The organism is Halorientalis brevis, from assembly GCF_042678165.1.
GTDB lineage: Archaea > Halobacteriota > Halobacteria > Halobacteriales > Haloarculaceae > Halorientalis > Halorientalis brevis.
Window position 1 is genome coordinate 102,092 of record NZ_JBHUDJ010000015.1, and the last position, 23,963, is coordinate 126,054.

At 60.2% G+C, this 23,963-nt stretch carries 24 protein-coding genes and 2 pseudogenes; 9 read left to right on the forward strand and 17 right to left on the reverse strand.

Features of this window, described 5'->3' with window-relative positions; genetic code table 11:
• Positions 1-168: 168 nt before the first annotated feature.
• Together ACFR9U_RS20490 and ACFR9U_RS20495 are read right to left on the reverse strand one after the other, a co-directional pair.
• Positions 169-1,020 carry a hypothetical protein gene (locus ACFR9U_RS20490; protein ID WP_247381223.1) on the reverse strand — a complete coding sequence of 284 codons (852 nt, stop codon included), beginning with the start codon at positions 1,018-1,020 and terminating at the stop codon, positions 169-171.
• A gap of 261 nt (positions 1,021-1,281) precedes the next feature.
• Positions 1,282-2,115 (reverse strand): universal stress protein, encoded by an 834-nt coding sequence (locus ACFR9U_RS20495; RefSeq protein ID WP_247381222.1) that lies wholly within the window; start codon positions 2,113-2,115, stop codon positions 1,282-1,284.
• Positions 2,116-2,400: 285 nt separating this feature from the next.
• Between ACFR9U_RS20495 and ACFR9U_RS20500 the strand changes: the two genes are divergently transcribed.
• Positions 2,401-3,351 (forward strand): hypothetical protein, encoded by a 951-nt coding sequence (locus ACFR9U_RS20500; RefSeq protein ID WP_247381221.1) that lies wholly within the window; start codon positions 2,401-2,403, stop codon positions 3,349-3,351.
• A 27-nt stretch (positions 3,352-3,378) separates the two neighbouring features.
• Here ACFR9U_RS20500 and ACFR9U_RS20505 read toward each other — a convergent pair whose 3' ends face one another.
• The gene (locus tag ACFR9U_RS20505) at positions 3,379-3,795 is read right to left on the reverse strand and encodes a DoxX family protein (RefSeq protein WP_247381220.1); all 417 of its coding nucleotides are present in this window, start codon (positions 3,793-3,795) and stop codon (positions 3,379-3,381) included.
• Positions 3,796-4,070: 275 nt separating this feature from the next.
• On the opposite strand from ACFR9U_RS20505, the gene ACFR9U_RS21430 reads away from it, so the two are divergent.
• Positions 4,071-4,256: a glycine zipper domain-containing protein gene (locus tag ACFR9U_RS21430; protein WP_465262026.1), complete on the forward strand. Its 186-nt coding sequence runs from the start codon at positions 4,071-4,073 to the stop codon at positions 4,254-4,256.
• A gap of 177 nt (positions 4,257-4,433) precedes the next feature.
• On the opposite strand, the gene ACFR9U_RS20510 is transcribed toward ACFR9U_RS21430, so the two are convergent.
• From ACFR9U_RS20510 to ACFR9U_RS20530, 5 genes are all read right to left on the reverse strand, one after another.
• A complete protein-coding gene (locus ACFR9U_RS20510) occupies positions 4,434-5,027 on the reverse strand; it encodes an LURP-one-related family protein (protein WP_247381219.1) in 594 nt (197 codons plus the stop codon).
• 244 nt (positions 5,028-5,271) lie between these two features.
• Positions 5,272-5,925: a ribonuclease HI family protein gene (locus tag ACFR9U_RS20515; RefSeq protein WP_247381218.1), complete on the reverse strand. Its 654-nt coding sequence runs from the start codon at positions 5,923-5,925 to the stop codon at positions 5,272-5,274.
• A gap of 386 nt (positions 5,926-6,311) precedes the next feature.
• A complete protein-coding gene (locus ACFR9U_RS20520) occupies positions 6,312-6,737 on the reverse strand; it encodes a DUF7970 domain-containing protein (protein ID WP_247381216.1) in 426 nt (141 codons plus the stop codon).
• Complete coding sequence (locus tag ACFR9U_RS20525) at positions 6,734-7,573, reverse strand: ParA family protein (RefSeq protein WP_247381214.1); 840 nt, start codon at positions 7,571-7,573, stop codon at positions 6,734-6,736. The genes ACFR9U_RS20520 and ACFR9U_RS20525 overlap by 4 nt, the downstream gene beginning before the upstream one ends.
• Positions 7,574-9,046: 1,473 nt before the next feature.
• A complete protein-coding gene (locus tag ACFR9U_RS20530) occupies positions 9,047-9,757 on the reverse strand; it encodes a ZIP family metal transporter (protein WP_282594401.1) in 711 nt (236 codons plus the stop codon).
• Positions 9,758-10,869: 1,112 nt separating this feature from the next.
• On the opposite strand from ACFR9U_RS20530, the pseudogene ACFR9U_RS20535 reads away from it, so the two are divergent.
• From ACFR9U_RS20535 to ACFR9U_RS20545, 3 genes and pseudogenes are all read left to right on the forward strand, one after another.
• Positions 10,870-11,082: pseudogene (locus ACFR9U_RS20535) on the forward strand (biotin/lipoyl-containing protein); the annotation flags it as partial.
• Between the two features lie 159 nt (positions 11,083-11,241).
• On the forward strand, positions 11,242-12,696 hold the full coding sequence (lpdA, locus tag ACFR9U_RS20540) for a dihydrolipoyl dehydrogenase (protein WP_379815114.1): 1,455 nt from the start codon (positions 11,242-11,244) through the stop codon (positions 12,694-12,696).
• Positions 12,697-12,812: 116 nt separating this feature from the next.
• Positions 12,813-13,205 carry an OsmC family protein gene (locus ACFR9U_RS20545; protein ID WP_247381210.1) on the forward strand — a complete coding sequence of 131 codons (393 nt, stop codon included), beginning with the start codon at positions 12,813-12,815 and terminating at the stop codon, positions 13,203-13,205.
• Between the two features lie 559 nt (positions 13,206-13,764).
• Here the strand turns inward: ACFR9U_RS20545 and ACFR9U_RS20550 are convergent.
• The 5 genes from ACFR9U_RS20550 to ACFR9U_RS20570 all read right to left on the reverse strand — a co-directional run bounded on the left by ACFR9U_RS20550 (position 13,765) and on the right by ACFR9U_RS20570 (position 16,550).
• Positions 13,765-14,430 carry a cytochrome c biogenesis CcdA family protein gene (locus ACFR9U_RS20550; protein WP_247381208.1) on the reverse strand — a complete coding sequence of 222 codons (666 nt, stop codon included), beginning with the start codon at positions 14,428-14,430 and terminating at the stop codon, positions 13,765-13,767.
• On the reverse strand, positions 14,427-14,975 hold the full coding sequence (locus tag ACFR9U_RS20555; RefSeq protein WP_247381206.1) for a TlpA family protein disulfide reductase: 549 nt from the start codon (positions 14,973-14,975) through the stop codon (positions 14,427-14,429). Before ACFR9U_RS20555 ends, ACFR9U_RS20550 begins: the two co-directional genes overlap by 4 nt.
• Positions 14,972-15,655, reverse strand: coding sequence for an SCO family protein (locus tag ACFR9U_RS20560; protein WP_247381203.1), 684 nt, complete (start codon positions 15,653-15,655; stop codon positions 14,972-14,974). The genes ACFR9U_RS20555 and ACFR9U_RS20560 overlap by 4 nt, the downstream gene beginning before the upstream one ends.
• Before the next feature lie 180 nt (positions 15,656-15,835).
• Positions 15,836-16,096, reverse strand: a complete 261-nt coding sequence (locus ACFR9U_RS20565) for a hypothetical protein (RefSeq protein WP_247381201.1) — start codon at positions 16,094-16,096, stop codon at positions 15,836-15,838.
• Between the two features lie 13 nt (positions 16,097-16,109).
• Positions 16,110-16,550 carry a hypothetical protein gene (locus tag ACFR9U_RS20570; RefSeq protein WP_345893417.1) on the reverse strand — a complete coding sequence of 147 codons (441 nt, stop codon included), beginning with the start codon at positions 16,548-16,550 and terminating at the stop codon, positions 16,110-16,112.
• Between the two features lie 172 nt (positions 16,551-16,722).
• Between ACFR9U_RS20570 and ACFR9U_RS20575 the strand changes: the two genes are divergently transcribed.
• From ACFR9U_RS20575 to ACFR9U_RS20585, 3 genes and pseudogenes are all read left to right on the forward strand, one after another.
• Entirely contained in the window at positions 16,723-17,082 is a 360-nt protein-coding gene (locus ACFR9U_RS20575) for an ArsR/SmtB family transcription factor (protein WP_247381199.1), read from the forward strand.
• Positions 17,079-17,366 (forward strand): DUF7521 family protein, encoded by a 288-nt coding sequence (locus tag ACFR9U_RS20580; protein WP_247381197.1) that lies wholly within the window; start codon positions 17,079-17,081, stop codon positions 17,364-17,366. Before ACFR9U_RS20575 ends, ACFR9U_RS20580 begins: the two co-directional genes overlap by 4 nt.
• A gap of 82 nt (positions 17,367-17,448) precedes the next feature.
• Positions 17,449-18,073, forward strand: a pseudogene (locus ACFR9U_RS20585) (transposase); the annotation flags it as partial.
• Positions 18,074-18,116: 43 nt separating this feature from the next.
• Here ACFR9U_RS20585 and ACFR9U_RS20590 read toward each other — a convergent pair.
• Entirely contained in the window at positions 18,117-19,706 is a 1,590-nt protein-coding gene (locus tag ACFR9U_RS20590) for an oleate hydratase (RefSeq protein WP_247381195.1), read from the reverse strand.
• 917 nt (positions 19,707-20,623) lie between these two features.
• Between ACFR9U_RS20590 and ACFR9U_RS20595 the strand changes: the two genes are divergently transcribed.
• Entirely contained in the window at positions 20,624-20,833 is a 210-nt protein-coding gene (locus tag ACFR9U_RS20595; protein ID WP_465262027.1) for a DUF8073 family membrane protein, read from the forward strand.
• A 44-nt stretch (positions 20,834-20,877) separates the two neighbouring features.
• On the opposite strand, the gene ACFR9U_RS20600 is transcribed toward ACFR9U_RS20595, so the two are convergent.
• From ACFR9U_RS20600 to ACFR9U_RS20610, 3 genes are read right to left on the reverse strand one after another with little or no spacing between them, the layout of a single operon-like run.
• The gene (locus ACFR9U_RS20600; RefSeq protein ID WP_247381191.1) at positions 20,878-21,180 is read right to left on the reverse strand and encodes a hypothetical protein; all 303 of its coding nucleotides are present in this window, start codon (positions 21,178-21,180) and stop codon (positions 20,878-20,880) included.
• Positions 21,180-22,178: a cytochrome d ubiquinol oxidase subunit II gene (locus ACFR9U_RS20605; RefSeq protein ID WP_247381189.1), complete on the reverse strand. Its 999-nt coding sequence runs from the start codon at positions 22,176-22,178 to the stop codon at positions 21,180-21,182. The genes ACFR9U_RS20600 and ACFR9U_RS20605 overlap by 1 nt, the downstream gene beginning before the upstream one ends.
• Entirely contained in the window at positions 22,171-23,595 is a 1,425-nt protein-coding gene (locus ACFR9U_RS20610; RefSeq protein ID WP_247381188.1) for a cytochrome ubiquinol oxidase subunit I, read from the reverse strand. The genes ACFR9U_RS20605 and ACFR9U_RS20610 overlap by 8 nt, the downstream gene beginning before the upstream one ends.
• Positions 23,596-23,963: the final 368 nt, after the last annotated feature.

Consider the following 23,963-nt stretch of genomic DNA (forward strand, 5'->3'; position numbering starts at 1 on the left):
CGGTGGACAGTCACAGCGAGTGCGTTATGTCGATAATACTAAATGACGCGCACGTTCGTCGCACTCGTGACACGCCGCCCGAAGCGACGAATTGAGGTCAAAGCCATCGCGTACGTCGGCCTGGAGACGAGTAATCCAGCGGGCTGCACTCTGAACGGTGGTCGTCTCTCAAAGGAGCAGTGCTGTGGCACCGAGTCCGAGCAGCGACCCCCCGATACCGACAGCGCCATTCCGCAAAAGATGCTTTCGCTTGCTCGCAACGAGGCCCTCTTCTGTCCCGCGTCCAACCCAGAGTTTCCCCGTGTCTGGCGTGAGGACTCCGTTTTCGTTGGCCATACCCAGTATGTAACACGCCTCTCCCGGTGTCAATAGCGCTTCTCGGTACCGACGGCTTCCGTGCTGTCTGCCGATATCGACGAGGTTCGTGAGCGGTGAGCCTGTTGCGGGTTGTACCGCCGCTGTTTCGTCCACGAATCGCTGAATCGAAGCCGGCGGTGATTCCTCAGCTCCGACTTCAACTGCGGCGTCCCACTGTTGCATCTCCACCGAGAGCTCTTCGTCCACGTAGCCAGCCCCGACTGAACCCTGAGTTGTCTGGGGTAGCTCTCCCAGTACTTTGAGTTGCCCGACGAGATCGAACGAACTGTTGGGAAACTCGTGTGCGTGTGTCCCGGGAGCGACGCGCAGCTGTCCATATTCGTCTTCGATCGCGAACGGCACGCTCGTGACACCGATCGCTGTTGGCCGCCACATGTTGTATTTCGTGGCCTCATCCCACGTCTCAACCTGCCACGCACAGCAGACTGCCTCCGTGCCCGTGACAGGCGATGGAATCGTCTCGGCGGCTGCCGAGACTGTCCCCGACACCTCAACGGCAGTGTTTGGCCGCACCTCGCGCGTTGGGGTGGTTTCCGCGTTCCCCATCTGCCGGAGCGTACGATAGTTTTGACGGGCCAACCACATGCCGTACGCGCCTCCGAGGAGGCCTCCAACTGCAAGGGCATGTACCACGACACTCATTGCTCTCTGGTTGGTCTCAGACTCACAAGTTAAACCTGGATTTCATTATCTGGTTTGGATCTGCTGCTAATAATTATAGGCACCGAGCTTCGGTTGGTGGCGTTACCGGTCGGTCCAACTAGCCGAAAAACTCCCCAGTACGTGAGGGCTGTCCACCCCGGCGAAGTCTTCCTACTGTTGATCGACCGGAGAACTCTCACGTCGGTATCGAAGAACACATACGAGTCGTCCTGACGGTCGAAGAGGTGAAGTCCGCATCCACTAGCGGACGACTGTCACGGGGGCAGCCGCCCGTCTCGCAACGGTTTCGGCGACACTTCCGAGGAGAATCCTCGATGTCCCAGACCGGCCATGGCTCCCCATAATCACGTGGTCGATGTCGCTGTCTTCGACGTAGTCCAGGATCGCCTCCGCTGGTAGATTCGGTCTCGATTCGGTGAGTGTCGTCGTCGTGACGTTGACGTCGTACTCTGCAGCGAGCGCCGCTGCGTCTGCGAGTACCTGCTCTGCTTGTGCTTCGATTTGCTCGTACTCTGCTTCGGTGTGGACGAACTCTCCGTCGCCGAAGTGTGTCTCTAGTGGGTCGATCGCGTGGACGACTGTCGTTTCGACCTCCGGAAAGACCGAGACGGCGTATTCGAGCGCTTTTCGCGATTGTTCTGAGCCGTCGATGGGGACGAGATGGTGCCTGTCGCCCATCCGTTGCTGGGGGCGTACGATCGTGACGGGGACGGGCGCTCGCCGCAGGACGCGCTCGGCGATACTTCCCAACAGGATTCGTGACGTCCCCGATCTGCCGTGGCTTCCCATCATGATCTCGTCGACGTCGGTTTCCTCGCTAACGGTCACAATCTCACGCGCCGGATGACCAACGCGGATCTCGGTTGCTACCTCGACATCGTGACGGTCAGCGATCTCGAGCAACTCGGGAAACTGCCGTTCAGGTCGCAACTCGTCGTCGTCCGGGGTAGTGAAGCGAGCGTCGACGACGTAAAGGAGCGTAATGTTTCCATCCGGAAACGTGGCGATGGCATGTTCGAGTGCCGCTTGCGAGAGTGGCGATCCGTCAGTCGGTAGTAACACTTCCCGTGCCATAGCAGATGGTTCGGCCCCAACTCTGTTAGGGGTTATCGCACGATTTCTGAGACGACTGTGTGACTGAATCCATAGGCGATGCGAGGCCGATGCCCCGACCCTCGAGGTCGGGGAGGAAGCGGACACCCGATGACACAAACCCCATCACGGTGGCGGGCGGACTCTCAACTGTCACCGTAAGTTTGTGAATACTGTCGCACGAAGACACGACAGGAAGCGGCTGGTCCTGCAATCGTGTTGGCTAGGCAGAAGGTATATCCCAGTACGAATAGGTAGCTCTGTGTGATGCACTCCCGCCTTGCCCTCCGCCGTGGGGTCGCCAGTGCACTTCTGTCGGCACTGTTCGTCTCCGGCACCTTCCTCGCGTTCACAGTGCTTCAGGCAGCGCTCGCGAGTAGCCTCCCTGCGACCGGGCAGTTCCTGTTCGTCGTGGTGGGTAGTTGGGGATCGTCGTTCGTGTGGTATGCGCCGGTCCTCCTGGCCGTGGTCTTCGTCGTCGGCCGCGGCGTTACGCGACGGACACTCGTGGGCGGTGTGGCGCTCATCTACCTCGGGCATCTCTCCCTCGCTGTCGTACAGCGACTCGTTACACCGATGGTTCCCCTCACACCACGGGTGGCCGCCGAGCCGCTGGTCCAGGTGAGCCGCTTTCTCGGCATCGCGGTGGCGTACTGGATCGCCTTCGGTGGCGGGTACGAGTTCATTACGCTCGAAGCGCCAGCACACCCGCTGCTCGCCGTCCTCACCGACACCGAGATCGCGATGGACCTCGACGTGGGCCGTGCCGCCGTCGCGGCATCGGTCGCGGGCCTGCTCGCTGTGACCGGGGCTGTGGTGACAGCATTCGTCCAGGACCTCCTCGTGCAGCCAGCCGGCGCTCCCTTCCCGGTGACCGTTTCTGCAGGGGGTACTCCCGCCAACGAAGCCCCGATCGAGTGGGTGGTCGAGACGGCATTCATGCTGGCCGTCTTGTTCGTTACCGGCCCGGAGCCGACGCTTCGTGGCGTGCTGAAAGGTCTCGCTGTCGTCTTCGGTGTCGGCGCACTCGTCCGAATCGCGCCGGCCCTGCTCCCCCCGTACAGACCGGTCGACCTCTGGGATCCGGCCGGTCCGATTCTGGTACCCCTCGGTGACGGCGTGTTGCTGCTCGGGATCGCACTCGCCGTCTGGCTCGCACTCCGTGACGGCTTCGACCGCTTCCAGATACGACACGACGACCGCTCGGTCCCGGAATAAACTGCGTCCCGACCGGTCTGGGTCCGGTTAGCTGTGGTCTGCTTCCCTCGGAGGCCGGGTATACCAGAGTGCCCAGAGGAGCAACACGCCCTGAAGGGGGAGGCGCCCCCACCGAACGAGGGCGGAGGGGTCGCCGCCACCGGGTAGCCCCTCGATGACGACACCACTGGTCGCCATGTAGACGTTGGCCGGGAAGATGGCGACGAGTAACGCGACCGTCGCCCACGCTGCATACCGTCGCGTGCGCGGAATCAAGAGGCCGATACCCACAGCGACTTCAGCGACGCCGGATAGATAGACGAGTGCCAGCGCTGCCGGCAAAACCGGAGGCACGATCTGGACGTACAACTCCGGCACGACGAAATGCAACACGCCTGCGACGACGTACAGCGGTCCCATTAGATACAAGAGCGGACGCTTGAACCGCTGCAGAACCTCGTTCATCGTTCACTGGTACTGTACACGACGGTGAAACGGTTTCGCTCAACTGTCGCGTCGCGACTGAAGCCTCTGCTCAGGAGGCATCCCTAGACCAATGGTCGATATCGACGCGGGAACTCTCCGACACAGAGTCTGTCTCTGGTGGAGAAGGGATTATCCTCCTCCAGGACGTAGGCGGACAGATCTTCCGCGCGTGATGATTCACCGCACTTCGGTCAATTGATCTCCGAGTGCGAGACACAGGCACGCCTTTCTATCTCTCCCAGCTGAACTGGTACGTGTCCGAATCATCTGGAAGGGACCGGGCAACCGCAACTGGCGTCGGACTCGGACTCGCTCTCGGTGCTGGCGTTGGTACAGCGATGGAGAATATCCCCCTCGGCATCGCGATCGGGTTCGTCCTCGGAGCAGCAATCGGTCGTACGCGGGAAACGAGGCACGAGCAGGCGACGAAGCCGGAGTAGTTCACACCTTCAGTACCGTTGTTCCACTCCTTCTGACAGCACCTGGATCGGTCCCAGTGATCGTGGGAAGGTCAGTGTTTGCTCAGCAATCAATCCGAGATCGGCCCGTTGAGTTCTCTACGAAACAATCTGGGGATGGCTGCGCCAATCGACCGTCTGGGGATACTTCGTTCGATGTCAATTCCCCTGTATTCCATCGATAACAACTGTTCCCGCCACGATCGGAGCGAGTGGGACCGAACTGCGATCGCTGATCGTGATTTCGTACTTGTCAAACACGGCGAACCCGCTCTCGATGGTCCCCACTGAGTTGCCCTCGGCATCGGTCACCTCGAACTTGTGTCCGATCCACTGGCCCACTGGCAGGAGCTTTCGAGCGACGGTGTAGAGTGCGCCACGTGAACTGATTTCGGCCAGGAGCGACTCGTCTTCGGCGTCACGGATGCGCCAGGTGTCCTGGAAGAGCGAAAAGTCGTTGTCCAAAATGACGAGTTCCTCTCCGGTCTGGCTATCTGTGAGCAGATAGTCGCCGGCGATGTCCCACTTGCCGCTGGCCTCGACAGTGAACAGTTCAGTTCCGTCGTCGTCGACGAAGGGGAACCTATCGTTGCTCTCGTACATCTGGTGGGTGCAGTGAAAGAGCGTCTCGCCAGTGACGTCCCTGGCTTCGTATTCGGGGCGAAAGTTCTTGTCCGTCCCTGTCTGTTCGACGGTATACTCGGTGCCAGAGAAGTCGAGGGCAGCGATCTCGTATTCCTGTGGTGCTCTCATTGTTCGAGGTTGTTTGCCTATGATACACTTAAAGCCGGGCCACCAGTTTCAATACAACAATGAGTTTACATAGGGAGTAGAGGAACCAACCCCTGTCGATCACCTCGCGTCGCGATCTGCGTCATAAACAGACCAGTTGCTGTCAGAATCGTCGTACCGTTATCGAGGTGCCAGTTAGCACGCGATTCCTCCCGAAGATTCTGAGGGTTTCAACAGAGTCGGTAGCTCAACCGGCGTGACACCACTACCCAGGTCCGAGCGCCGCGATATCCGCACCTACTGTCGCGAGCGCGTCGGCGGGGTTCGGGTCACTGTCCGCTAGATGCGTGTACTGGTGGTTCGGGATGCTCGACAGCGCCGCCGTGACGGCCTCGCTGTACGTTTCGACGCCTTGTTCCGTTGGGTCATTGCCGCCCCAGATGTCTCGGATGACCGTCATCGAGTCGATACGCACCTCCAGACGCTGTGGCTCGTAGCGGGCCAGGAGTTCGGAGAGACCTAGCTGGAGGGCGACGTACTCTGCGGTGTTGTTCCCCGTCCGGGAGCCGACGGGGCGGCCGAGACGGGCGAGTTCGTTCTCCCCAGCGTCCATGATGACAGCGCCCGCACCTGCGGGGCCGGGGTTGCCCCGTGAACTGCCGTCGACGTACAGGACGAAGGGTCCGTCCGTCGGCTCGGGGATCGATGGCTGGGTGACCCCCGACGCCAGCAGCCGTTCGAGTGCGCGACGTAACTCGCTCTGGGTGGTCGCGGGATCGAACAGGCCGCCGTAGCCGGGGACCGCGTCGTCGATACCGTCGGTAGCAGCTGCCATGTCGTAACCGACATTCGCGAGTACTTCGTCGACGAGCGTGGCGAGCGGTGAGAGGTGTTCGGACGGGTGCGGGTCGTCAGTCACGCCCTCTTCTCCCTTCGGCTTCGGTAGCGGGCTCTCACATCCGCACTCCCGGATACGGTCGTTGGCCGATTGAACCACTGCATGGAGACCTCTCGGTGGTCAAGCGGGATAATCCCTTCAGATGGTACCGGTTGTGACACGTTTCGAGTCAGTCACTCGTAATGGGACCACTGATTACTACAGCTCCCACAGACTGTGTCCGTCGATGGAATCCGAAGCTGACTGGGCGTAGACTGCTGATTTTGCCATCAGTGACATTGCAATGGTTCAGTCGACGATGGATTCGGCCCCACTCGTAAACTGCATGTGGCTATATGAAACGAGGGCCCTTTCCTTCGCCGCGGTGGCCGCACCTAGCTCGTTCGAGAATCACCGGGAGAACGGCGTCACTGGTAATCGTAGCCCCACTCCCGGAGTTGATCCGCAACCTCGCTGGGGTGGTTCATCGCAACCAGAATTGCGGCTTCGCGGAGGTCAGTCAACTCGACACTTTCCCCGACGTTCTCCTCGACTTCAGAACGGAATGCGCTCTCTTGTTGTGCGGTAGACTGTTGAAGGTGCAATTGCTTCGTTTTTTCCCGACCGTCCCTGGCGTTTTCCCGGTGATAGATCCAGGGCAGCGGCTGATTGGTCGTGGGTCTGTCGTCTGTCGTCGTCGTTGTGGTTTCAGCTTCGGCCTGTCCTGTGGTTTCTGTGGGCTCTTCCGTGACGGTCGTCGGCTCTGAGTTCGACGCTGTCTCAGTCGACGACGTCGTCGGGGACTCTTCCGATGGTTCGCTGGCGAATGGATCGTCAGCTGACCCTTGTTTCATGCTTCGACCTCCGTCGGTGCTCGAATGTACTCGGCGAGTTGGTCGAATTTTTCGAGCGTCTCTAATTCGTGATCGCGCTCCCTTTCGCGGTGCTCGTCAACGTACGTGAACGCTGTACACTGTTCTGCCCAGCACCCCTCGAGGAGGGAACTGCGCTCGCGGAGGGTGATCGGGATATCCCACCCGTCTCTCTGGAGTTCTTCGAGGAACCGGTCCTGATCGTTCATTCCTTTGTAGCGATTCGGGACGACTGCGAGCACACCGACCTCGATACCGAGATTATTTTCGAGCCCACTGACGAGTTGGTCGAGTCCCTGGACGGATTCATAGCCTTTGCCCGATGGTTCGAACGGGATCACCAGGTGCCGCGTCGCATGGATCGCATTATGGAGCTTGATGTCTGCCGTCGCCGGGGGGTCGATAATCAGGGTATCGTACATGTCCTGGACGCCGGCTTCCCGAAGCACTCGGAGCAGTTGCTTGTTCGGGTTGAACGACTCGCCGAAATCAGCTGCTTCCTCCTCGCGACGCCGCAGGTGTTTCGAGGCGTATTCGAGGATGTTGTGGGCCGGGACGATATCGATCCCCTCGCTCGTTTTGATGAGGTCCTCGAACGGTCCCCGCGGTCGATCGATCATGTGACGTAACAGGCTATCCGCCTGATCGTTCCCGCGGTCATCAGCGACGTCGAGGAGATGCGAAAGGGACGCTTCCTGTGTGTCGAGATCGATTACCAACACGTCGCGGCCGGCACGTGCCTCCGCCTTTGCCAGGTTTGCGGCGAGCGTCGTTTTCCCGACGCCCCCTGCTTCACTGTAAACAGTGTACGCCAGCATACTCACGCATATGTCTGGGGGAGATAAGTAACTTCGTCAGACAAGTGACGTTCGATATATATCTAAGTGAGTAATATGGCTGTGTTTTCTACCACACTAATCTAACTCAGAAATCTAACTAACACATCTTAGATAGGGACATAAGATAAATTTATAAGTTGGAAATATGTGTTGTGTTAATAATATATATGTGTACCGTAGATGTGTGAGTATGATATAATAGTAACCTATGCATGTTTGCTGTCTGTGTTTGGTATCTATGTTTGTCGTATGGGGTGGTTAAATGACTTACATGCATTAGTTTGGTTACAAAGATCGCTATCTCTGGTAGTGAGCAAACGAAGTAACTATTCTCTCCAGGGAAACGATACGCTTGTCGGCAACGTACACACGAGCTGAATCCCCGTCTGATCTGAATGTTGTCTCACCAGTAACAGCGGACGCTATCCCCTGCTCGGGACGTCTCTCTTCCCGAGGTCTTCCTCAGGAAACACGGACTATATCTAAGTTAGATATCTAACTTAGGCACACGTCTTAGATGCTTGGGTGAGCTGGCGTCTCGATCGGCTTCTGAAGAGCACACCCGCAGTGCTTCTGTGCTCCTCTCGAGGACTAGGCGATCCCTCACTTCGGGGTCCGTCGGACTCGATACGACCCTCAGAACTGATAGTGAACCACGTCGTTGTGACGGCTCGATTCTTTCGTAATCGGTGTGGCGGATCGGGCTAGCAAAAAATATCGTGTAGCGAACAGTCATCCCGTCAGCCTCTAGCGCCGAACTGATAGTTGTTATTCCGCGCGCGCAAGAGGCCTGCACTATCGATCGGGTTCCATCGAATTACGGCGAGTGATCGTACCTCTCATTCACTGCAGTGGACTCCAGTGAACTACGCGAACTGTCAGCATCGGCTTCGCTTAGGGAAACAAATACGCTCGCGGGAACGGCGGCCGTACTGGTACCCTGGTAGTCTCCTCGCTGAGGGAACTGGCGAAAGACGAATTCTCCAGGCTGGGCTGATGGTTCTCCTGATCTGGGCCCTCTTAGTGATGCTCGTGATGGGCTGGTTTGATTCTCCATGGATAATCGGGCCGCCCTGATTCTATATAGCGGTATGCGGTTCATTCCTGCCTGTAATACTACCTCCGCCATGTTGTGTTGTGTACTTGTCTGACCGAGACAACTACACAACATCAATTATTGGTGTATTGTTATTTTGTCTCTGGTGGGCGAATACGGCACTCTCAGCACCGACACCGGAGACAGCAACTGAGTTCCTCCCTCGCTTTTCATCACGTGCAGAAACGACTGCAGAGAACTCTCTCGGGCAGTCGCGCGACAGCGACCAACGCCGGACAGAGACGCAGTCGGCAAACGCCACGAGTCTGGCGCTGGAGGGTAGGCAGAGTGGAAGACACAAGTTCGGCTCGCACGAGGCGAGTTCGTCCCGGCCGCTGATGGCACATCGGGCTCCCTCAGATAACGAGCGCCCAGGCCGCAGCGACCGCTGCACCGCCGACGAGAGCGCTCACGGCTGCGTGCGTCCGGAGGCGGTCTTGGAGTTGGTGGACGTCACCCGAATGGTCCGACGCGTCGACGGGACAGGTGTCACTGCCGGTGGTGCATTCGGGGAGGAGGTCCACGGCGACGTGCAGGAACACCCCTGCTGCGATGCCAAACAGCAACCCTCGCAGTCCGCTCGCCGGCGAGAACCCAACGATACCGACGGGGAGAGCGACGAGCCCGACTGCAGCCGCTGGCAACAGGAGCGTGACGACGGATCGACCCCTCGCCGCCAGCCGTCGCGCTGCCGCGTAGCCGGCCGGCGCTTTGTGTGAGACCAGAGCGATGCCGAGGATCGACGTCAACGACGGCATCGCGGTGTAAATCGCCCCGATGATGGCCCCTGCAGAGAGTGCGTGGACCGTCAGCTCGGACGCCGTGTGATCGATCGGGAGTTCGAGGTGGGTGAAACGGTGGCTGACGGTGTGACCGACGTACCCGCCGAGAAACCCGAGTGCGATCCCGAGACTCCCGAGCCGAGTGTGTTGGCCGAGTGCCTGGGGCACGAGGAAAAGCGCCGCGCTGGTCACCATCGCACCGCTGGCGAGCCCGTAGCCCCAGACGGGTTCCAGTGGGTGGTCAGTCGATACCGCCCGAGCGCCGAGCGGGGCACCGACCGCCATCGCCGCGAACGCCGTCCACGAAACCGCGATGAGTTTCCAGTTCACGCCTGCCAACGCCCCACCGACTGAGAAGACGAGTAGCACAGCTACTCCGAGACCACCAAGCAGCCATGCTTGTTTGTCGTGCTGCTGATACCCCGCGCCTGAGTGAAGGTTGTTCCCGGTCACTATTGTACGTTAATAACTATACTCTGTATATTATTAATAGTTGCGCCCGTTCCCACAACGTGCAGTCCGATCGCACCGGGCAATTCACGACTGCGGTGGCTGGAAACACGTCTTCGCCTCATTTCTCGTCCCTCTGCGTGCCCTCGGTACAGCCCCGCTTCTTGAATCAGCGCATCAGTCACCGGGCGATCGCGCCTCGGCGGACGTCTCCAGCCACCAGCCAATACGGCGTAATTGTGTATGTATAACACATCTGCCACATCGACGTAGCTATCACTGAGCCGATGAATGGGCCATATTCTGCGTGTGAGGCACTTGGCCAGCGTTGCCTGCTGAAGTGCAGCTCCCCGCATGTCGGTTGTCCGCCAACGGGACGAGCAGCCAGGCTCAGAGAGTCACAGGCTCGGTTGGAAAGGATCTCTCAAAGCGTCGCGAGCGGCAGACGGCAATTGCGACGGGAACAATCGTTCCACCAGCCGCAAGATTGGACTGATACACGCCATTTAAATATCAAATTTGTCGATGTACCTGCGTTTGGTGACCTCAACCACTGTTCTGACCCAACCATCTGCTATGGCACGGGAAATGCTCATACCAACGGATGGGTCGCCACTCTCGAAAGACGCGCTCGCCCTGATAGAACACGACGATCTCGACTACTCACTGTTCACAGCTCGGCCGATGCAGACGTGACCTCCCCCCGTCGTGAACAGTAGATGCCGAATCAAATTGTGACCGGAAGTAGTCCGGTACTCTCGACAGTTCAGTTGTCTGGTGTTGTTTAATATAGGCTTAGAAATACATTACTGTACTTGAATCAATTGCCATCTTTTTGACGCTATGTCTTCGCATCTCCGGCCAGTTAAACGGAATCACATGCTACCGTTTCCCGTTAGTATTGCAGATCAAAGACAATATTAGATGCGAGAACTGAGTCAGGGTTGATGACCTACGAGTTCGAGCTCCCGGAGCTTGGAAACGACGCAGATGAGGGGACGTTCGTCGCCTGTCACGTCGAACCGGGTGACGTCGTTACCGAAGGCGATCTCGTCGCTGAAGTCGAAACCGACAAGTCCGTCATCGAGGTGTCGGCACCGGTCGATGGCACCGTTACCGAAGTCGTCGCTGACCTCGACGATACCATCTCCGTCGGCGAAGTCGTCCTGCGTTTTGATACCGACGGGACAGTCCCAGACGACACCTCCGATGACGCGGATGCCGATGACCTCACTCCGGCTGTAACGCGACTCGAGACGCCGGACGAGGAAAACGACGCGCACGAGTCGGCTGAGGGCGTGACCCCGGCTGTCACCCGCATCGAGGAGGGGACCGGGTCCACGGGACCGTCAAAAGCGTCCGCGAACACCGCAGATGGCGTTCCCGCGTCGACCGAAGTACTCGTTATCGGGGCTGGTCCCGGTGGCTACGTCGCGGCCATCCGCGCCGCCCAGCTCGGGCTCGAGGTCACGCTCGTCGAGAAGGACGCCTACGGAGGCACTTGCCTCAACGACGGCTGTATCCCGTCGAAGGCACTCATCCACGGGGCAGACGTGGCCCACGAAGCGACGACTGCGGAGCATCTGGGAATCTCCGCCGAGATCAGCATCGACGTCGACCGACTGACCGACTGGAAAGACAGTGTGGTCGATCAGCTGACCGGCGGCGTCGAGAGCCTGTGTCGCGCAGCCGGCGTCACGCTCGTGGACGGCCACGCGGCGTTCGTCGACGACCACCGCGCCCGCATCTCAACCGACGACGGGGAGGCCACCCTCTCGTTCGAGTACGCGATCGTCGCCACCGGGAGCCGCCCCATCGAGATCCCGGGATTCGAACCTGACGGCGAATACCTTCTCGACTCAAGTGACGCACTCGAGTTGTCCACCCGGCCAGACGAGCTAGTCGTCATCGGCGCGGGCTACATCGGCATGGAGCTGTCAACAGCCTTCGCGAAACTGGGTACAGACGTCACTGCCGTCGAGATGTTCGACGACGTCCTGCCGATGTACGACGACGACATCTCACGGGTCGTCCGCGAGCAGGCCGTCGAGTACGGCGTCGAGTTCCGGTTCGGAGAGCGCGCCGCCGACTGGGAGCCAGCCGACGACGGCGTCCTCGTGACGACCGAGGACGAAGACGGCGCGACGGCGCAACTCGCCGCCGACGCCGCGTTGGTCGTCGCCGGGCGTGAACCGGCGACCGACACTGCCAACCTCGAGGCGCTCGGCATCGAACTCGACGAAGACGGATTCGTGCCGACCGACGCACAGGGACGGACGGTCCGCGATCACGTCTTCGCCATCGGCGACATTGCCGGCGAACCGATGCTCGCACACAAGGCCAGCTACGAGGGTGAGATCGCCGCGGCCGCGATCGCCGGCCAGCCGGCCGCACTCGACCACGAGGTGATGCCAGCCGCGGTGTTCACCGACCCCGAGGTCGCGACGGCCGGGCTGACACGCGACGAAGCTGCCGACGCCGGCTACGATCCAGTCGTCGGACGGATGCCTCTCCAGGCCAACGGCCGGGCGCTAACCGTCGAAGCGACTGATGGGTTCGTTCGCGTCGTCGCCGATGCGGCAACAGAACGTGTCCTCGGCGCCCAGATTGTCGCCCCGAACGCCTCCGAACTGATCGGCGAGATCGCGCTCGCACTCGAGGTCAGTGCCGATCTCTCGACGCTCGCCGGAACGGTCCACACGCACCCAACGCTGTCGGAGGCGATCATGGAAGCCGCCGCCGACGCTCGCGACGAAGCGATCCACACGCGCTGAGGGCCCTGTCGGCAGACGCCGATACGGGACCGCTGTCCGCTCGTTTCGATACCGTATTTATATCCGATCGATTCACAAGGCCTTTTGCTGAATAGTGGATGTTGTACAATATAGACATGGACGACATCTCCCTGACGACGACTAGCGACGACGGCTTCGACACACAGAGCGTCATCGGCGACTTCGCACTCGCCATCGATCCGATGGAAGAGACGGGTCCGAATCCGGTCGCGGTGCTCGTCGCCGACTACGCGTCGTGTTTCCTCCCGGCCGTCCGAGTCGGTGCGCAAAAAGCCGGCTACGACGATCTTGGTCAGTTAGAGATCGACGCATCGGCCACACTCGACGACGAGGACGATCTCGAGGCCATCGAGTTCACGTTGAAAGTCGAAGCTGACGTCGACGATCCCGAGGAACTCGCCGCCCTCGGCGAAGAGATCTGTCACGTACACGCGGCGCTTCGCGAGGACCTACACGCCGACATCACGGTCGAAGACGACGCGTTCTAGTCTTTCGGCGCGGTAGCACTATTCACACGTTTTTCGGACTGATACACGATAGTGCTACACTGAAAGTCCCGAATGGAACGCTTCTCGAGATCGTCGTCACCGACGACGAACGGATGACGGAGGTCCGCGTGACCAGTTATCTCTTTCTCGAACCACCGAAGAGTGTCACAGCGCTCGAGGCCCTACTCGAGGGACACCCGACGGGCGTTTCTCGAGGGACGCTCATCGAGGCAATCCAATTACCCGACACATTATCGGCAAATGAATGTACAGCGAGCCGGTGCAGCAGTCCCTCGAGGGCATTCTGTTGGAGCGGCACGACGAGGGAGACGACTGAGGCAATGGACCGGTTTCCCTCCCGGAGCCGACAGTCCGGCACGAAGCGACACGTTCAGCTGCGAAACCGTCGGAAAGACAGCCGCCCGTCGCAACAGAAACGAGAGTCGCGTGTTGCGATTCCTGCAGCAGCGACGCGGGACGCGAGCAGGGGCGTGCTCGCCTCGTTGGCCGGTTCGACTCTGCCCAGGGGAGCTCCCAGCACCGGAGTGTCGATCAGAGATCAGTAGACGACAAGTGAAAGGTACAACTGGCCGCCGCCAGCAATCACCATGACCACACCGGCGAGCCGCTTTACCCAGCCGGCGTGCGTCAGCACGCGATTGGCGTTGCTGACGATACCGACCCCAGTTGCGACGGTCGTCGCCGCCATCAGCACAGCGACGACACCGGCGTAGACCCCCAGAACGAGCACCGCTGCCTCGGTCGGAAGGGTGATGGCGCGAGCAACGACAGCCAGAAAGATCGGCGCGACACAGCCAGCACCGGCCAGCGCGTACCCCGCACCGAACAGACCGAAACCGGCAACGCTCGAACGCCGCTGTGGCAGCGAGAGCGACAGAGACGGAGCGCGGCCGAGCGCAACAAGCAGCCCGAAGACGACGAGGAGTCCGCCGACGACAGTGTCGAAGATGGTGACGTCTGACAGCGTTTCGTGCCCCAGCCACGCTGCTGCACCGCCCAGAAGGGAAAACGTCGCAAGCACCCCGATTGCGGCTGCTACGCCGCGGATCCCTGCGCCAGTAACGGAGGCGCTCTCGGTGTCGACGGAGTTCACGTAGAACCCAACGTAGCCCGGCAGGAGCGGGTACGCACACGGCGAAAAGAAGGTCGCGACCCCCGCTGTGAGGGCGAACGTGACAGTTGTCACGAGCGTCTCGCTGATCATGCGTCGAGCGCCGTCTCGATACCCGCCACGATCTCGTCGGCGGTGTGGACACCCGGTTCGGACCACTGGATCCGAGCGGTCGCATCGATTGCAACGGCAGTCGGGTACGCTCCTACGTTGAGTTTCGCCGCGAGCTCGGCGGTCACGTCTGCCGCAACCAGCCAGTCGCCGTCGTTTTCGCGCCACCAGTCGACGACTGTCTCCTCGGTCAGCGAGCCCCCAACGTCTTCGGTCGTCACGGAGACGAACAGCACCTCGTCGCCGAGCCGGTCTTCGGCCTCGCCGAGCGCCGGCATCTGCTCGACACAGGGCGCACACCACGTCCCGAAGAAGTCGACGAACGTGGCCCGATCGTCGGCGGGGATCGTCACCTCGCCGTCGCGGCTTCCCGGCGCTTCGATCGTCTCGAGCGTCGTCGGTTCGACTGGCTCCGGCGTGTCAGTCCCGCCGTCGAGCGCGTCGGGAATCGCACCGGTTGCAACGAGGCTAGCGCCGCCAAGTACACCGGCACTCCCGAGTCCGGCGAGGAGGTGCCGACGCTTCATGCCGAGACCACCTGCGTGAAGTCGTCCTCGACCCGCTCGACGTCGACCGTCGCCCCGTTTGGGTAGGCTCGCTCGACGATCCCGCGCTTGTTAACGAGGAGGATCAGCCCGTAGTGGGGAAACTGGTACTCCAGGTTCTCGAGGTCGTCGGCGGGTTTCTTCTCGATGACGAGCCCGAAGTGCTCGTCTAACAGTTCCTGGCCCGCCTCGTAGCTCTCCGGTCGGAGGAAATGCCAGTTGCCAGCGTCTAGATCGACGCCCTGTTGGCCGGCGTATTCCCGGAGGACATCAGTCGTGTCACGCTCGGGGTCGAAGGTGAGCGCCAGAAAGGCGGCGTCGTCGCCATATCCCTCCGCAGCTGCGACTTCCTGCGCTCGACGGAGGCGGAGAATGAGGGCCGGACAGACGCCGTCAGGACAGTTCGTGTAGAACGACGTCCAGAGGATGGCTTTCCCCTCGCAGTCTGCGGTTGATATCTCCTCATCTGCAATCGGATCGGGAACAGTGAACGCCGGCATCTCGTCGCCATAACTCGGATGCGATGCCTCACTCAGATCCAGTTCTGGCGGGCCGAGCACCGTCTTCTCGGACCCGGAGTCATCAAATACGCCAAGACACCCCGCGATGCTGACAGTGGTCCCGGTCGCGGCGACCGACCGGAGATAGGTTCGACGATCCATGGTTCGGGCTTGCCACGACCCGAACAAATATCGGCTGGCGTTTTGCAGTCCCAGCAAAGAAGCTATATTGACTATTCCGGAGATTTGCCATCGGACGCGCTAGGGCTCAGGTGTGTTAACGCGAGGCGGGGCGGGCTACGTTGCTACGTCGCTACAGAAGTCACCGACCAGGGTGGGAGGTCACCGCTTACATGACGGGGAGGACGTCCACATCTGAAGAGCCATACCGATGATACCGACCGTCACTGCCGAAACGAGGACGCGGACGAGGCCGCCACCGAGTGCTGCCGTCGTCCCACCGGCGACTGCAGTCCCGACAGCACCCGTCGTTGCCGGTGCCGCAACGAGACAGCAGAGACTTACTGTCCCACCGAGTCCGAGGAGCGACCATCGTCCCCTCGACCTCGCCTCGTCGGTCGCGTCTGGAGAAGCGTCAGTCATCGTTTATTTACTGCTAGTGCGATTGTTGGTCCTGTGTTTCAATTGTACAGGTGTCACACGAACTCCGTGACCGGACATAGAGGAGTCCCGCAAAGAAAACGACACTCACGGCGCCGAGCAGCGGCCGTAACGGGTCAAAATACGTCATCAGAGCGGAGCTGCTAAACAGAGCGAGGAGGAACGCATTGCAGATCGGGCAGCCGAATGCCAGAAAGCCCAGGACGGCACTCGCAGTCGCTGTTCGATCATCGCTGCGCTGGGCGCTCGTTCGCTGGTAGGTGTACACACCCAGGAATGCGGACGTGAGCGTGAGAAAGAGATAATCCAGTGGCGTTCGTGGCACTCGCCGAATGTACAGTGGGTTCGGGATGAGGCCAGTCACGACACCAAAGAGGACGAACGCGCCTGTCCCGACGAGCACTGCTTTGAGATGATGTCTCGATGGAGATCGCATCCGTGCCCGTCGTTTCAGTGCATGGGAGATAAAGGGAATCGGCTGTTTGCTCGTTCGTAGAAAAGCCGGGCTGATCCACTCACAGCCTCGAGATCGGTAAAGCTGTATGCTCCCTCAATCGCGGTCGTGTCGAACCGTCGCTTCTTTGCAGACGAACTCAGTATGTGGACACATGACGACAGGTGACGTCGGCGACTCTGCGGCCCTCTTTCAGCTGTTCGCGGACGACTATTCACGGGAGATTTTGCTCGCCGCTGACGAGGAACCGCGCACGGCGAAGGACCTGAGCCAGCGATGTGATGCGTCGTTGGCGACGATCTACCGGCGGATTTCCACGTTGCGAGAACACGATTTCATCGCGGTGCATTCGACCATCGGGTCCGGTGGCGAACACAAGCAACTGTTCGAGACGACGATCGAATCGCTCCACGTCTCGATTTCGGACGGTGAGCTCGAACTCTCGGTCGAGACACGTGACGAACTCGCCGATAATTTCACCACGCTCTGGGAGAACATTCGTGATAACGTATGATCAGCATCCCAATTATCCTCATAAAGCTGATCGCGTTGCTGCTCAGCCTTTCGGTCGCCTATCTCGCGTTCTATGCGTACCGACGAAGCGAAAGCTCGCCGATGTTTTACGTCTCAGTGGGATTCGTGTTCATCGGGGTTGGGGCGATTTGCGAAGGGCTCATTCTTACCGCGCTCGACACGTCGATGTTTTCAGCCGCGCTCGTTCAGGCGATACTCGTCTCTCTCGGAATGGTTCTGATCTTGCGTTCGATTACGCTCGATTCCGACCACCAGAACATCTAGGTTCGACTCCTGTGAATCACTAGATAGCGTCGGTTTCGCCCGATAGAACCTGGAAGATGCAGCAGGAAATTGGCGACGCCCTATATCGAAAATCGACCACTTCACGAGCAAAGCGGTAACGTTAGCTAACAATGTCGTTGATGGCAGAGGCGAAGTCGCCACCCCTTTGGGCGGCGACGTCACCGACTACGCTCTCGTATCGCTGCACTGTCTGCGGGTGTACTGTGATGAAACGTACTGCAACCCACTCGATCTGTTGAGTGAGATGCCGCATGTTCTCGGGGAGATCGGCCTTGAAGCGGGAACTCTCCCCGATCAGTTGCCGTCAGTGAAGACGCCTGCTAGATTTGAGATAAAAGTCTGGCGAGTTCTGCTTCGACTCCCGTCGGAGTTGCACGAGCTATCGGGTCACGCCGCCATCGACGCCACGTTTTTCGATCGCGAGAACGCGAGCAAGCACTACTGCCGCCGGACGAATTATCGCGTTCAGACACTCAAAGCGACCACGCTCGTCGACACAGAGAGTCAAGTCATTCTTGACGTTCACTGTACGACCGAGAAAACCCACGACACACAGCTCGGCTGGTGAGGTCGTCTGCGTAGCGGCAGGCAACCTGACCAGCCTCGCCGCCGACAAAGGCTACGACTGGATGCAATTACGCGATAAACACCGTGAAAAGGACGTAAGACCGCAAAGCCACTATCGAGCGTGCAAGATGGCATGACTGGCAACAGCACAGCCGTTGCCAGTCAATCGAACGAGGCGCTCACTGCATCTGCGAGCACGCCCGGCTTGCGGTAGTGCTTGCTCACGGGTGGAATCTCCTCATCGAGGTCGAGCAGGTCATAGACGGCGGTCATCGCCGTCCGCACCGAGTACTCGACGGTGAACACGACGTCGCGTCGGAGTTCGGCGTACTGCCCGATGAATGCGAGATTGTGCGAGCTATCGGGGACGACCTGCGGCCGGTCGCCGGGCGTCCGGGGCTGGAAGTGGGCCGTAATGAACGGCATCATGCACGGCACGCAGTCCACGTCCTCCAGGATCTCCGGCAGGCGATCCACACACTGCAGGTGGTAACAGAGCTCTTCGAGGATCTCTCGTCCGGTACATTCGGACATTTTCTTTTCGACGTAATCGCCCTCTTGGTCGGTGAACAGGGCGTACCCCCAGAAGATCTTCACGTCGTCAGGCTGGTTCGGGAAGTGCGGCTGGGCTGCGACGACAGTGGACAGAAGCCAGGACGAGTCGACGTAGGTCACCAGCCCGTTGCCCGGCTCCTCGTCGGTGAATTCGACGATGTGATCGAATAGATCAGTGTTGTGCAACGTGACGGTAAAGGACTCCCACTTGGTCTCCTGAACGTTACCCGCGAAGACCTCGGGATCGCCGAACCCGGTGTTGTCCTCGGCGATCGACCGCCACAACTCCCAGGACGCTCCGGTCTCGTTCGTTTCGGGTGCTTCGTCCCATGCCCCGAGATCCGAGCCATCGGTCATCGAACCGTTGGTGAAAAAGACCAGGTCCGTGGGTTCGACCGCGACGCTCTCGGTGCCGTCTCCGGTCTCGTAGTGGAGCCGCTCGACAGTCCGCCCTGCTCGCGACGTCACGATGTCCATATCGGTCACGCGACGGTCCTGCTGGAAGTCCACGTCACGGGTTTCGAGCCAGCGCCGAAGCGGCAGGATCATCGAATGATACTGGTCGTACCTGGTCCGGTCGATATCTTCCAAGGTGTGTAGACCGGGGAACACGTGAAGGAAACGATATATGTACCGGCGGACTTCAGCGACGCTGTGCCACGGCTGGAAGGCGAAGATCGTCGCCCACATGTACCAGAAGTTCGTCTCGAAGAAGTCGTCGTCGAACCACTCTTCGACCCGGGTGTCCCCGAGTCGTTCCTCGGGTGTCAGTAGAAGTCGAACCAGTGAGATCCGGTGGTGCATCTTCAGTTCGTACTGTGAGGCATCGAGACGGGTGCCATTCTCGACCAGCCGGGTCTGCGCATATGACTCGTGGATCTCGTTGAACTCGTTTATCTCTTCTTTGACCGAGATGCTGGAGTCCTCGAGCGAAGGGATCGTTCGGAAGAGGTCCCAGGTACATTCGTAGGCGGGGAAGTTGAACATGCGTCCGCCGCGGATAACGTACCCTTCGTCGGGGTTGCCTGCACCGTCCATCGCCCCACCGAAGACGTCGAGTTTCTCGTAGACATGAACGTTTTCGCCAGGCATATCTCCATCGCGAATCAGGAACGCCGCGGCTGCCAGGCCGGCGATACCACCGCCAACGACGTGGGCTTCGCGGTCGGCGACGTGTGGCGTCTGCTCACCGAGCATGCAATCCCTCCAACAGCGTACTCGTTCGAGAATGAGCGTGGGCAGTCATACGGTCTGTATTCGGCTGAAGTGCTAGTAGTGGTGTCATGGATCGTCCTCTGGATTGCTGCCGACCTCACAGGGGAACCTGTCGTTTCATCACAATTGAATAGGCGAAGCGATAAGGATTTTTAAGAGAATGTGCGATATATCACAGCAGTTATTCAATAATGGCAGATATAACTACCTATTCAAACAGATCTTTGTCAGTAAATTCGTCTCGATGTGTCGTCTATACTGTCAAGCAGGCAGTATAACAGTGAAATTACGCCGCGTGTGGCGATTCACCACGGCCATCCGAGCCAAATATCCGTACGAGAACAACGGCTGTCTGGCAACCAACACTGAATACTACGTACCTCGTTGTTCTTCTTCCGGGTAGACTCCGGTGGCAGGCCGATGTGACTACGAGAGTGCGGTACTGGTACGTGTGATATTGGTGACCTCTTGGCGAGCTAGACATCATAGTTGCACGAACTCTCGGGCCGTGAGAACGGACGCCGGGCTTGCTTCACTTGGCTCTAAGAATGTGGTGTCGCAGGACGATGCGATACCAGCGCCCACGTGTCCCGACTACAGTGCCAACGTCCTGTGACTATTGCCATCCAACCCTTCTCCTCCGGACGTTTTCGACCGATTCTCGTCTTGCCAGTGGTCTCTCCCCGGAGAGCTATCGGCGACCTGGCTGTGATCAGGGTCTCTGAGTGGTGCTCTTCGAGTCCTCCCCACGACGAACTGCGTGTCGACCCTTCACCTCGGCTCGCAGTCACTGGTCCAGCCGCCAGTGCGACCGGTACGCTCGTAACCGTCCATGACATATGCTCTACTATGCCACGCACCGCTGGATCAGTCGCGCTCAGTAGCCTGTATTCATAACGATGTCTCCTAGCTTCCAGACGGCGACTGTAATGCTCCTGCTGGCAGTCTTCGTTGTCGCCCTCCTCATCGGCGTGAGTGTCTCCCGTCTGTTTCTGCGGGGCACTGCTGGTCCACTGCTCCGCATCGTCGGCATCGCGGTCATCCTGCTCGCCTTCAGCATCGGTCTCTACTGGCGATGGCTCGGGGACGGGCTCCACGCCGACGAGTGAGAGTAACAGAGCACCGCCCACGAGGTCTCTCTTGGCGGCCGGCGTTACCCGAACCGCGCCGCTCGCATGCGCCGCGTGATGAGCGCGTCGACGTTGTAGAACAGGACGCCGATACTGACGAGCGTGGTCAGGAGGTAGATAATGAATCCTGGCGGACCACCGACTGTCGCACCCGCGAGCCCGCCCGTGATACCGACGACTGTCAGTTCGATCCAGGTGACGAGCACGCGGGAGAGCAGTCGCGGTGGCTCGCCTGATACACCGCTAGCATCCGACGCGCCCTCTTTGTCGCCGGCGTCCGAAACCGAATCTGCATCGCCGGTCGAGACGTCACTGGCGTCGCCCATCAGTACGATTCCCCCGCTTCGATCGGGCCGCTGAACGCAGAGTAGAGCACGATGAAGTAGACGAAAACTAGCGGCAAGAGCAGGGCTGCCCCGATCGACATGATGTTGAGCGGGATCGTCGAAACGATAGCTGTCTCGACGGTCAACGCGACCGCTGGGTCGACCTGGGGATACATCAGGCTAGCGACGAGGCTGACGAGCGTGTACACCAGGCCGGCCGCTGCCGCAAAGGCGACGTAATAGCGGTCGAACCGCGTCGCAGCGGCGTACACCACAGCGAAAAGCAGCGTCGCAGCGACGAGCGCGACCACCAGCGGGGACAGCAGCTGTGCGCGAAGCGCGGGCACGCCGACGTAGACGTATCCGAGAGTCACGACGACCAGCACGAGATACGCGACGAGGGATTGGTAGCCAGCCGTCCGAAGGTCGGCGCGGACGTCGCCACGCGTCTTCAGGCGCAGGAACGCGACGCCGTCGACGACGGTGAGTGCGACGACCGTGAGGCCCACGACGACGGCGGGGAGCGTGATAGTGGTCGTAGCTCCGACCAGCCAGTTCGCCGTGAACATGCCGAGAAAGAAGGGCGCCGCGATACTGCCGACGACGAACGCCCGGCCCCACCACCGCTGCCAGCGGTCGTCGTGGCGCTGTTCGTACATCTCGGGGGCGAGGCCGCGGACGATGAGCGCCCCGAGAATGGCGAACATCAGGAGATAGTGGCGGCTGAACAGGTTCGCGTAGACGGCCGGAAACGCCGCGAACAGGGCTCCGCCGAAGACGACCAGCCACACCTCGTTGCCGTCCCAGAATGGCCCGATCGCGGCGAGGAACTGTTCGCGTTCCTGTTCGTCCGCCCGGGTCGCGAACAGTAGCCCCGCGCCGAAGTCGAACCCGTCGAGAAACAGGAAGGTGCCGAAGATGAAAAACACCAAGCCGAACCAGAGGTCCGGGAGCGGGAGCCCGAACAGCGGGCCACTGGCAAGCCACCCGTCAGTCATCGACGCCCACCTCTGACGGGGACGGTTCCTGGCGGTCCGCGTGGGTGAGGTCGCTCACGGCCGGGGGACCGTCACGGACGATTCGGACGATCACGTAGACGTACAGCACGAGCAGCAGGGAGTAGACGAACGCGAACCCGGCCAGCGACGCCGTCGCCTCGGCGCTCGACAGGGTCGTCGAGACGCCCTCGCTGGTCTTCATTACCCCCTGAATAATCCAGGGCTGGCGTCCGACCTCAGTGACGATCCAGCCCAGATGGACGGCGAGGATACCCAACGGCGTCGAGGCCATCAACGCCTTGTGCAGGAGGTCGTCCTCGAGCAGTTCGCCGCGCCACCAGCGGTAGCCGCCCCAGACCGCCAGGAGGATGAACCAGAAGCCCAGCGCGACCATGATGCGGAACGACCAGAACACGAGCGCGACCGGGGGTTGTGGCCCTTCGAACTCTTCGAGCCCGCGTATCGTGGCCTCCGGGTTGCCGCCGCTGGCGAGCCAGGAGGCCCCGCCGGGAATGCCGATGCCGAAGATGTCCTTCGCGCGCGGGTCGAGGAGGTCTTCCACGCTCGTCGGGAACGCGATGAGATACTCGGGAACGTACGAATCCGTCTCCCAGATGGCTTCCATCGCCGCGAACTTCTGGGGTTGGGTTTCGTACACGTGACGGGCGTAGAGGTCGCCCTGGACCACCTGAAGGGGCGCGGTAATCAGCAACACGACGAGGGCGATCTTGAGCGTCCGCTCCCAGAAATCGACCTGTTCGATGGGGTAGCCCCAGACGTAGTGGCGAAAGACGAAATACGCGCCCAGGCCAGCCATGACGAGCGCGACGGACTCGACGGCCGCGTTCTGCATGTGAACGAACATCCAGAGGAACCGGGGATTGAGGTACGCCGCCATCGGCTCAGTGAGTCGCACGACCTGCTGGCCGTTCTGCGTGACCAGTTCGTAGCCGCGCGGGGTCTGCATCCACGAATTGGCGATGAGAATCCAGACGGCCGACAACCACGTCCCGATCCCGACTGCCACGGCCGAAATCATGTACAGCGCGTTGCCGACGCGCTCGCGCCCGAAGACGAAGATACCGAGGAACGTCGCTTCCAGCATGAACGCCATCATCCCCTCGAAGGCGAGCGGGCCGCCGAACAGTTCGCCGGCGGCCGTCGAGAACACTGCGAAGTTCGTCCCGAACTCGAACTCGAGGACGATTCCCGTCACCGTCCCCACGACGAAACTAATGGCGAAGATCTTCGTCCAGAACCGCCGTAACTGCTCGTAAATGGGCTCTCCAGAGCGAATATCTTTCCACGTGAAATAGATGAGGAAGGGCGCTAACCCCATGCTCATCACGGGAAAGATGATGTGGACGATGGTCGTCACGGCGAACTGCAGGCGGCTTGCTGTTACTGGATCTAACATTGATCGATCACGTCGGCGGCTCAGATGGTCTCGGTCCGATTACAGGTCTCTGTGACCGCGCTGAGGCGGTCGGCGCGTTGGCTCGTCTAGGCACAGCGTGCACCTATCCTTTTTTCCCCATCAGTTGGCAAATCAGACCGACGAACTGATTCCCGGCTGACAACGATGGTTCGACGCAGCCCCAGGCCCACAACTCTGCAGGACGCACTACGAGAGACGCAGTTCTCGAGCGTCCCAGACACTTTGTCGCCTTCCTGGTGACCTAGACGCCATAGTTGCACGAACTCTCACGCGCTGAGAATCAACGAGGGATTTACGCTCCATCGCACCAAGGTTGAATTGTCACAGGACAGCACAAGACCAGCGCC

What these genes read in the sequence shown, in the direction of transcription:
- ACFR9U_RS20560 (WP_247381203.1), bottom strand. Translation starts at nt 15,655, where the DNA reads ATGGATCGTCGAACCTATCTCCGGTCGGTCGCCGCGACCGGGACCACT.
- ACFR9U_RS20525 (WP_247381214.1), bottom strand. Translation starts at nt 7,573, where the DNA reads ATGCTGGCGTACACTGTTTACAGTGAAGCAGGGGGCGTCGGGAAAACG.
- ACFR9U_RS20530 (WP_282594401.1), bottom strand. Translation starts at nt 9,757, where the DNA reads ATGGCGGTCGGTGCCCCGCTCGGCGCTCGGGCGGTATCGACTGACCAC.
- ACFR9U_RS20610 (WP_247381188.1), bottom strand. Translation starts at nt 23,595, where the DNA reads ATGTTAGATCCAGTAACAGCAAGCCGCCTGCAGTTCGCCGTGACGACC.
- ACFR9U_RS20520 (WP_247381216.1), bottom strand. Translation starts at nt 6,737, where the DNA reads ATGAAACAAGGGTCAGCTGACGATCCATTCGCCAGCGAACCATCGGAA.
- ACFR9U_RS20565 (WP_247381201.1), bottom strand. Translation starts at nt 16,096, where the DNA reads ATGACTGACGCTTCTCCAGACGCGACCGACGAGGCGAGGTCGAGGGGA.
- ACFR9U_RS20495 (WP_247381222.1), bottom strand. Translation starts at nt 2,115, where the DNA reads ATGGCACGGGAAGTGTTACTACCGACTGACGGATCGCCACTCTCGCAA.
- ACFR9U_RS20570 (WP_345893417.1), bottom strand. Translation starts at nt 16,550, where the DNA reads ATGCGATCTCCATCGAGACATCATCTCAAAGCAGTGCTCGTCGGGACA.
- ACFR9U_RS20600 (WP_247381191.1), bottom strand. Translation starts at nt 21,180, where the DNA reads ATGGGCGACGCCAGTGACGTCTCGACCGGCGATGCAGATTCGGTTTCG.
- ACFR9U_RS20545 (WP_247381210.1), top strand. Translation starts at nt 12,813, where the DNA reads ATGGACGACATCTCCCTGACGACGACTAGCGACGACGGCTTCGACACA.
- ACFR9U_RS20580 (WP_247381197.1), top strand. Translation starts at nt 17,079, where the DNA reads ATGATCAGCATCCCAATTATCCTCATAAAGCTGATCGCGTTGCTGCTC.
- ACFR9U_RS20575 (WP_247381199.1), top strand. Translation starts at nt 16,723, where the DNA reads ATGACGACAGGTGACGTCGGCGACTCTGCGGCCCTCTTTCAGCTGTTC.
- ACFR9U_RS20550 (WP_247381208.1), bottom strand. Translation starts at nt 14,430, where the DNA reads ATGATCAGCGAGACGCTCGTGACAACTGTCACGTTCGCCCTCACAGCG.
- ACFR9U_RS20510 (WP_247381219.1), bottom strand. Translation starts at nt 5,027, where the DNA reads ATGAGAGCACCACAGGAATACGAGATCGCTGCCCTCGACTTCTCTGGC.
- ACFR9U_RS20555 (WP_247381206.1), bottom strand. Translation starts at nt 14,975, where the DNA reads ATGAAGCGTCGGCACCTCCTCGCCGGACTCGGGAGTGCCGGTGTACTT.
- ACFR9U_RS20595 (WP_465262027.1), top strand. Translation starts at nt 20,624, where the DNA reads ATGTCTCCTAGCTTCCAGACGGCGACTGTAATGCTCCTGCTGGCAGTC.
- ACFR9U_RS20490 (WP_247381223.1), bottom strand. Translation starts at nt 1,020, where the DNA reads ATGAGTGTCGTGGTACATGCCCTTGCAGTTGGAGGCCTCCTCGGAGGC.
- ACFR9U_RS20590 (WP_247381195.1), bottom strand. Translation starts at nt 19,706, where the DNA reads ATGCTCGGTGAGCAGACGCCACACGTCGCCGACCGCGAAGCCCACGTC.
- ACFR9U_RS20500 (WP_247381221.1), top strand. Translation starts at nt 2,401, where the DNA reads ATGCACTCCCGCCTTGCCCTCCGCCGTGGGGTCGCCAGTGCACTTCTG.
- ACFR9U_RS20505 (WP_247381220.1), bottom strand. Translation starts at nt 3,795, where the DNA reads ATGAACGAGGTTCTGCAGCGGTTCAAGCGTCCGCTCTTGTATCTAATG.
- ACFR9U_RS20605 (WP_247381189.1), bottom strand. Translation starts at nt 22,178, where the DNA reads ATGACTGACGGGTGGCTTGCCAGTGGCCCGCTGTTCGGGCTCCCGCTC.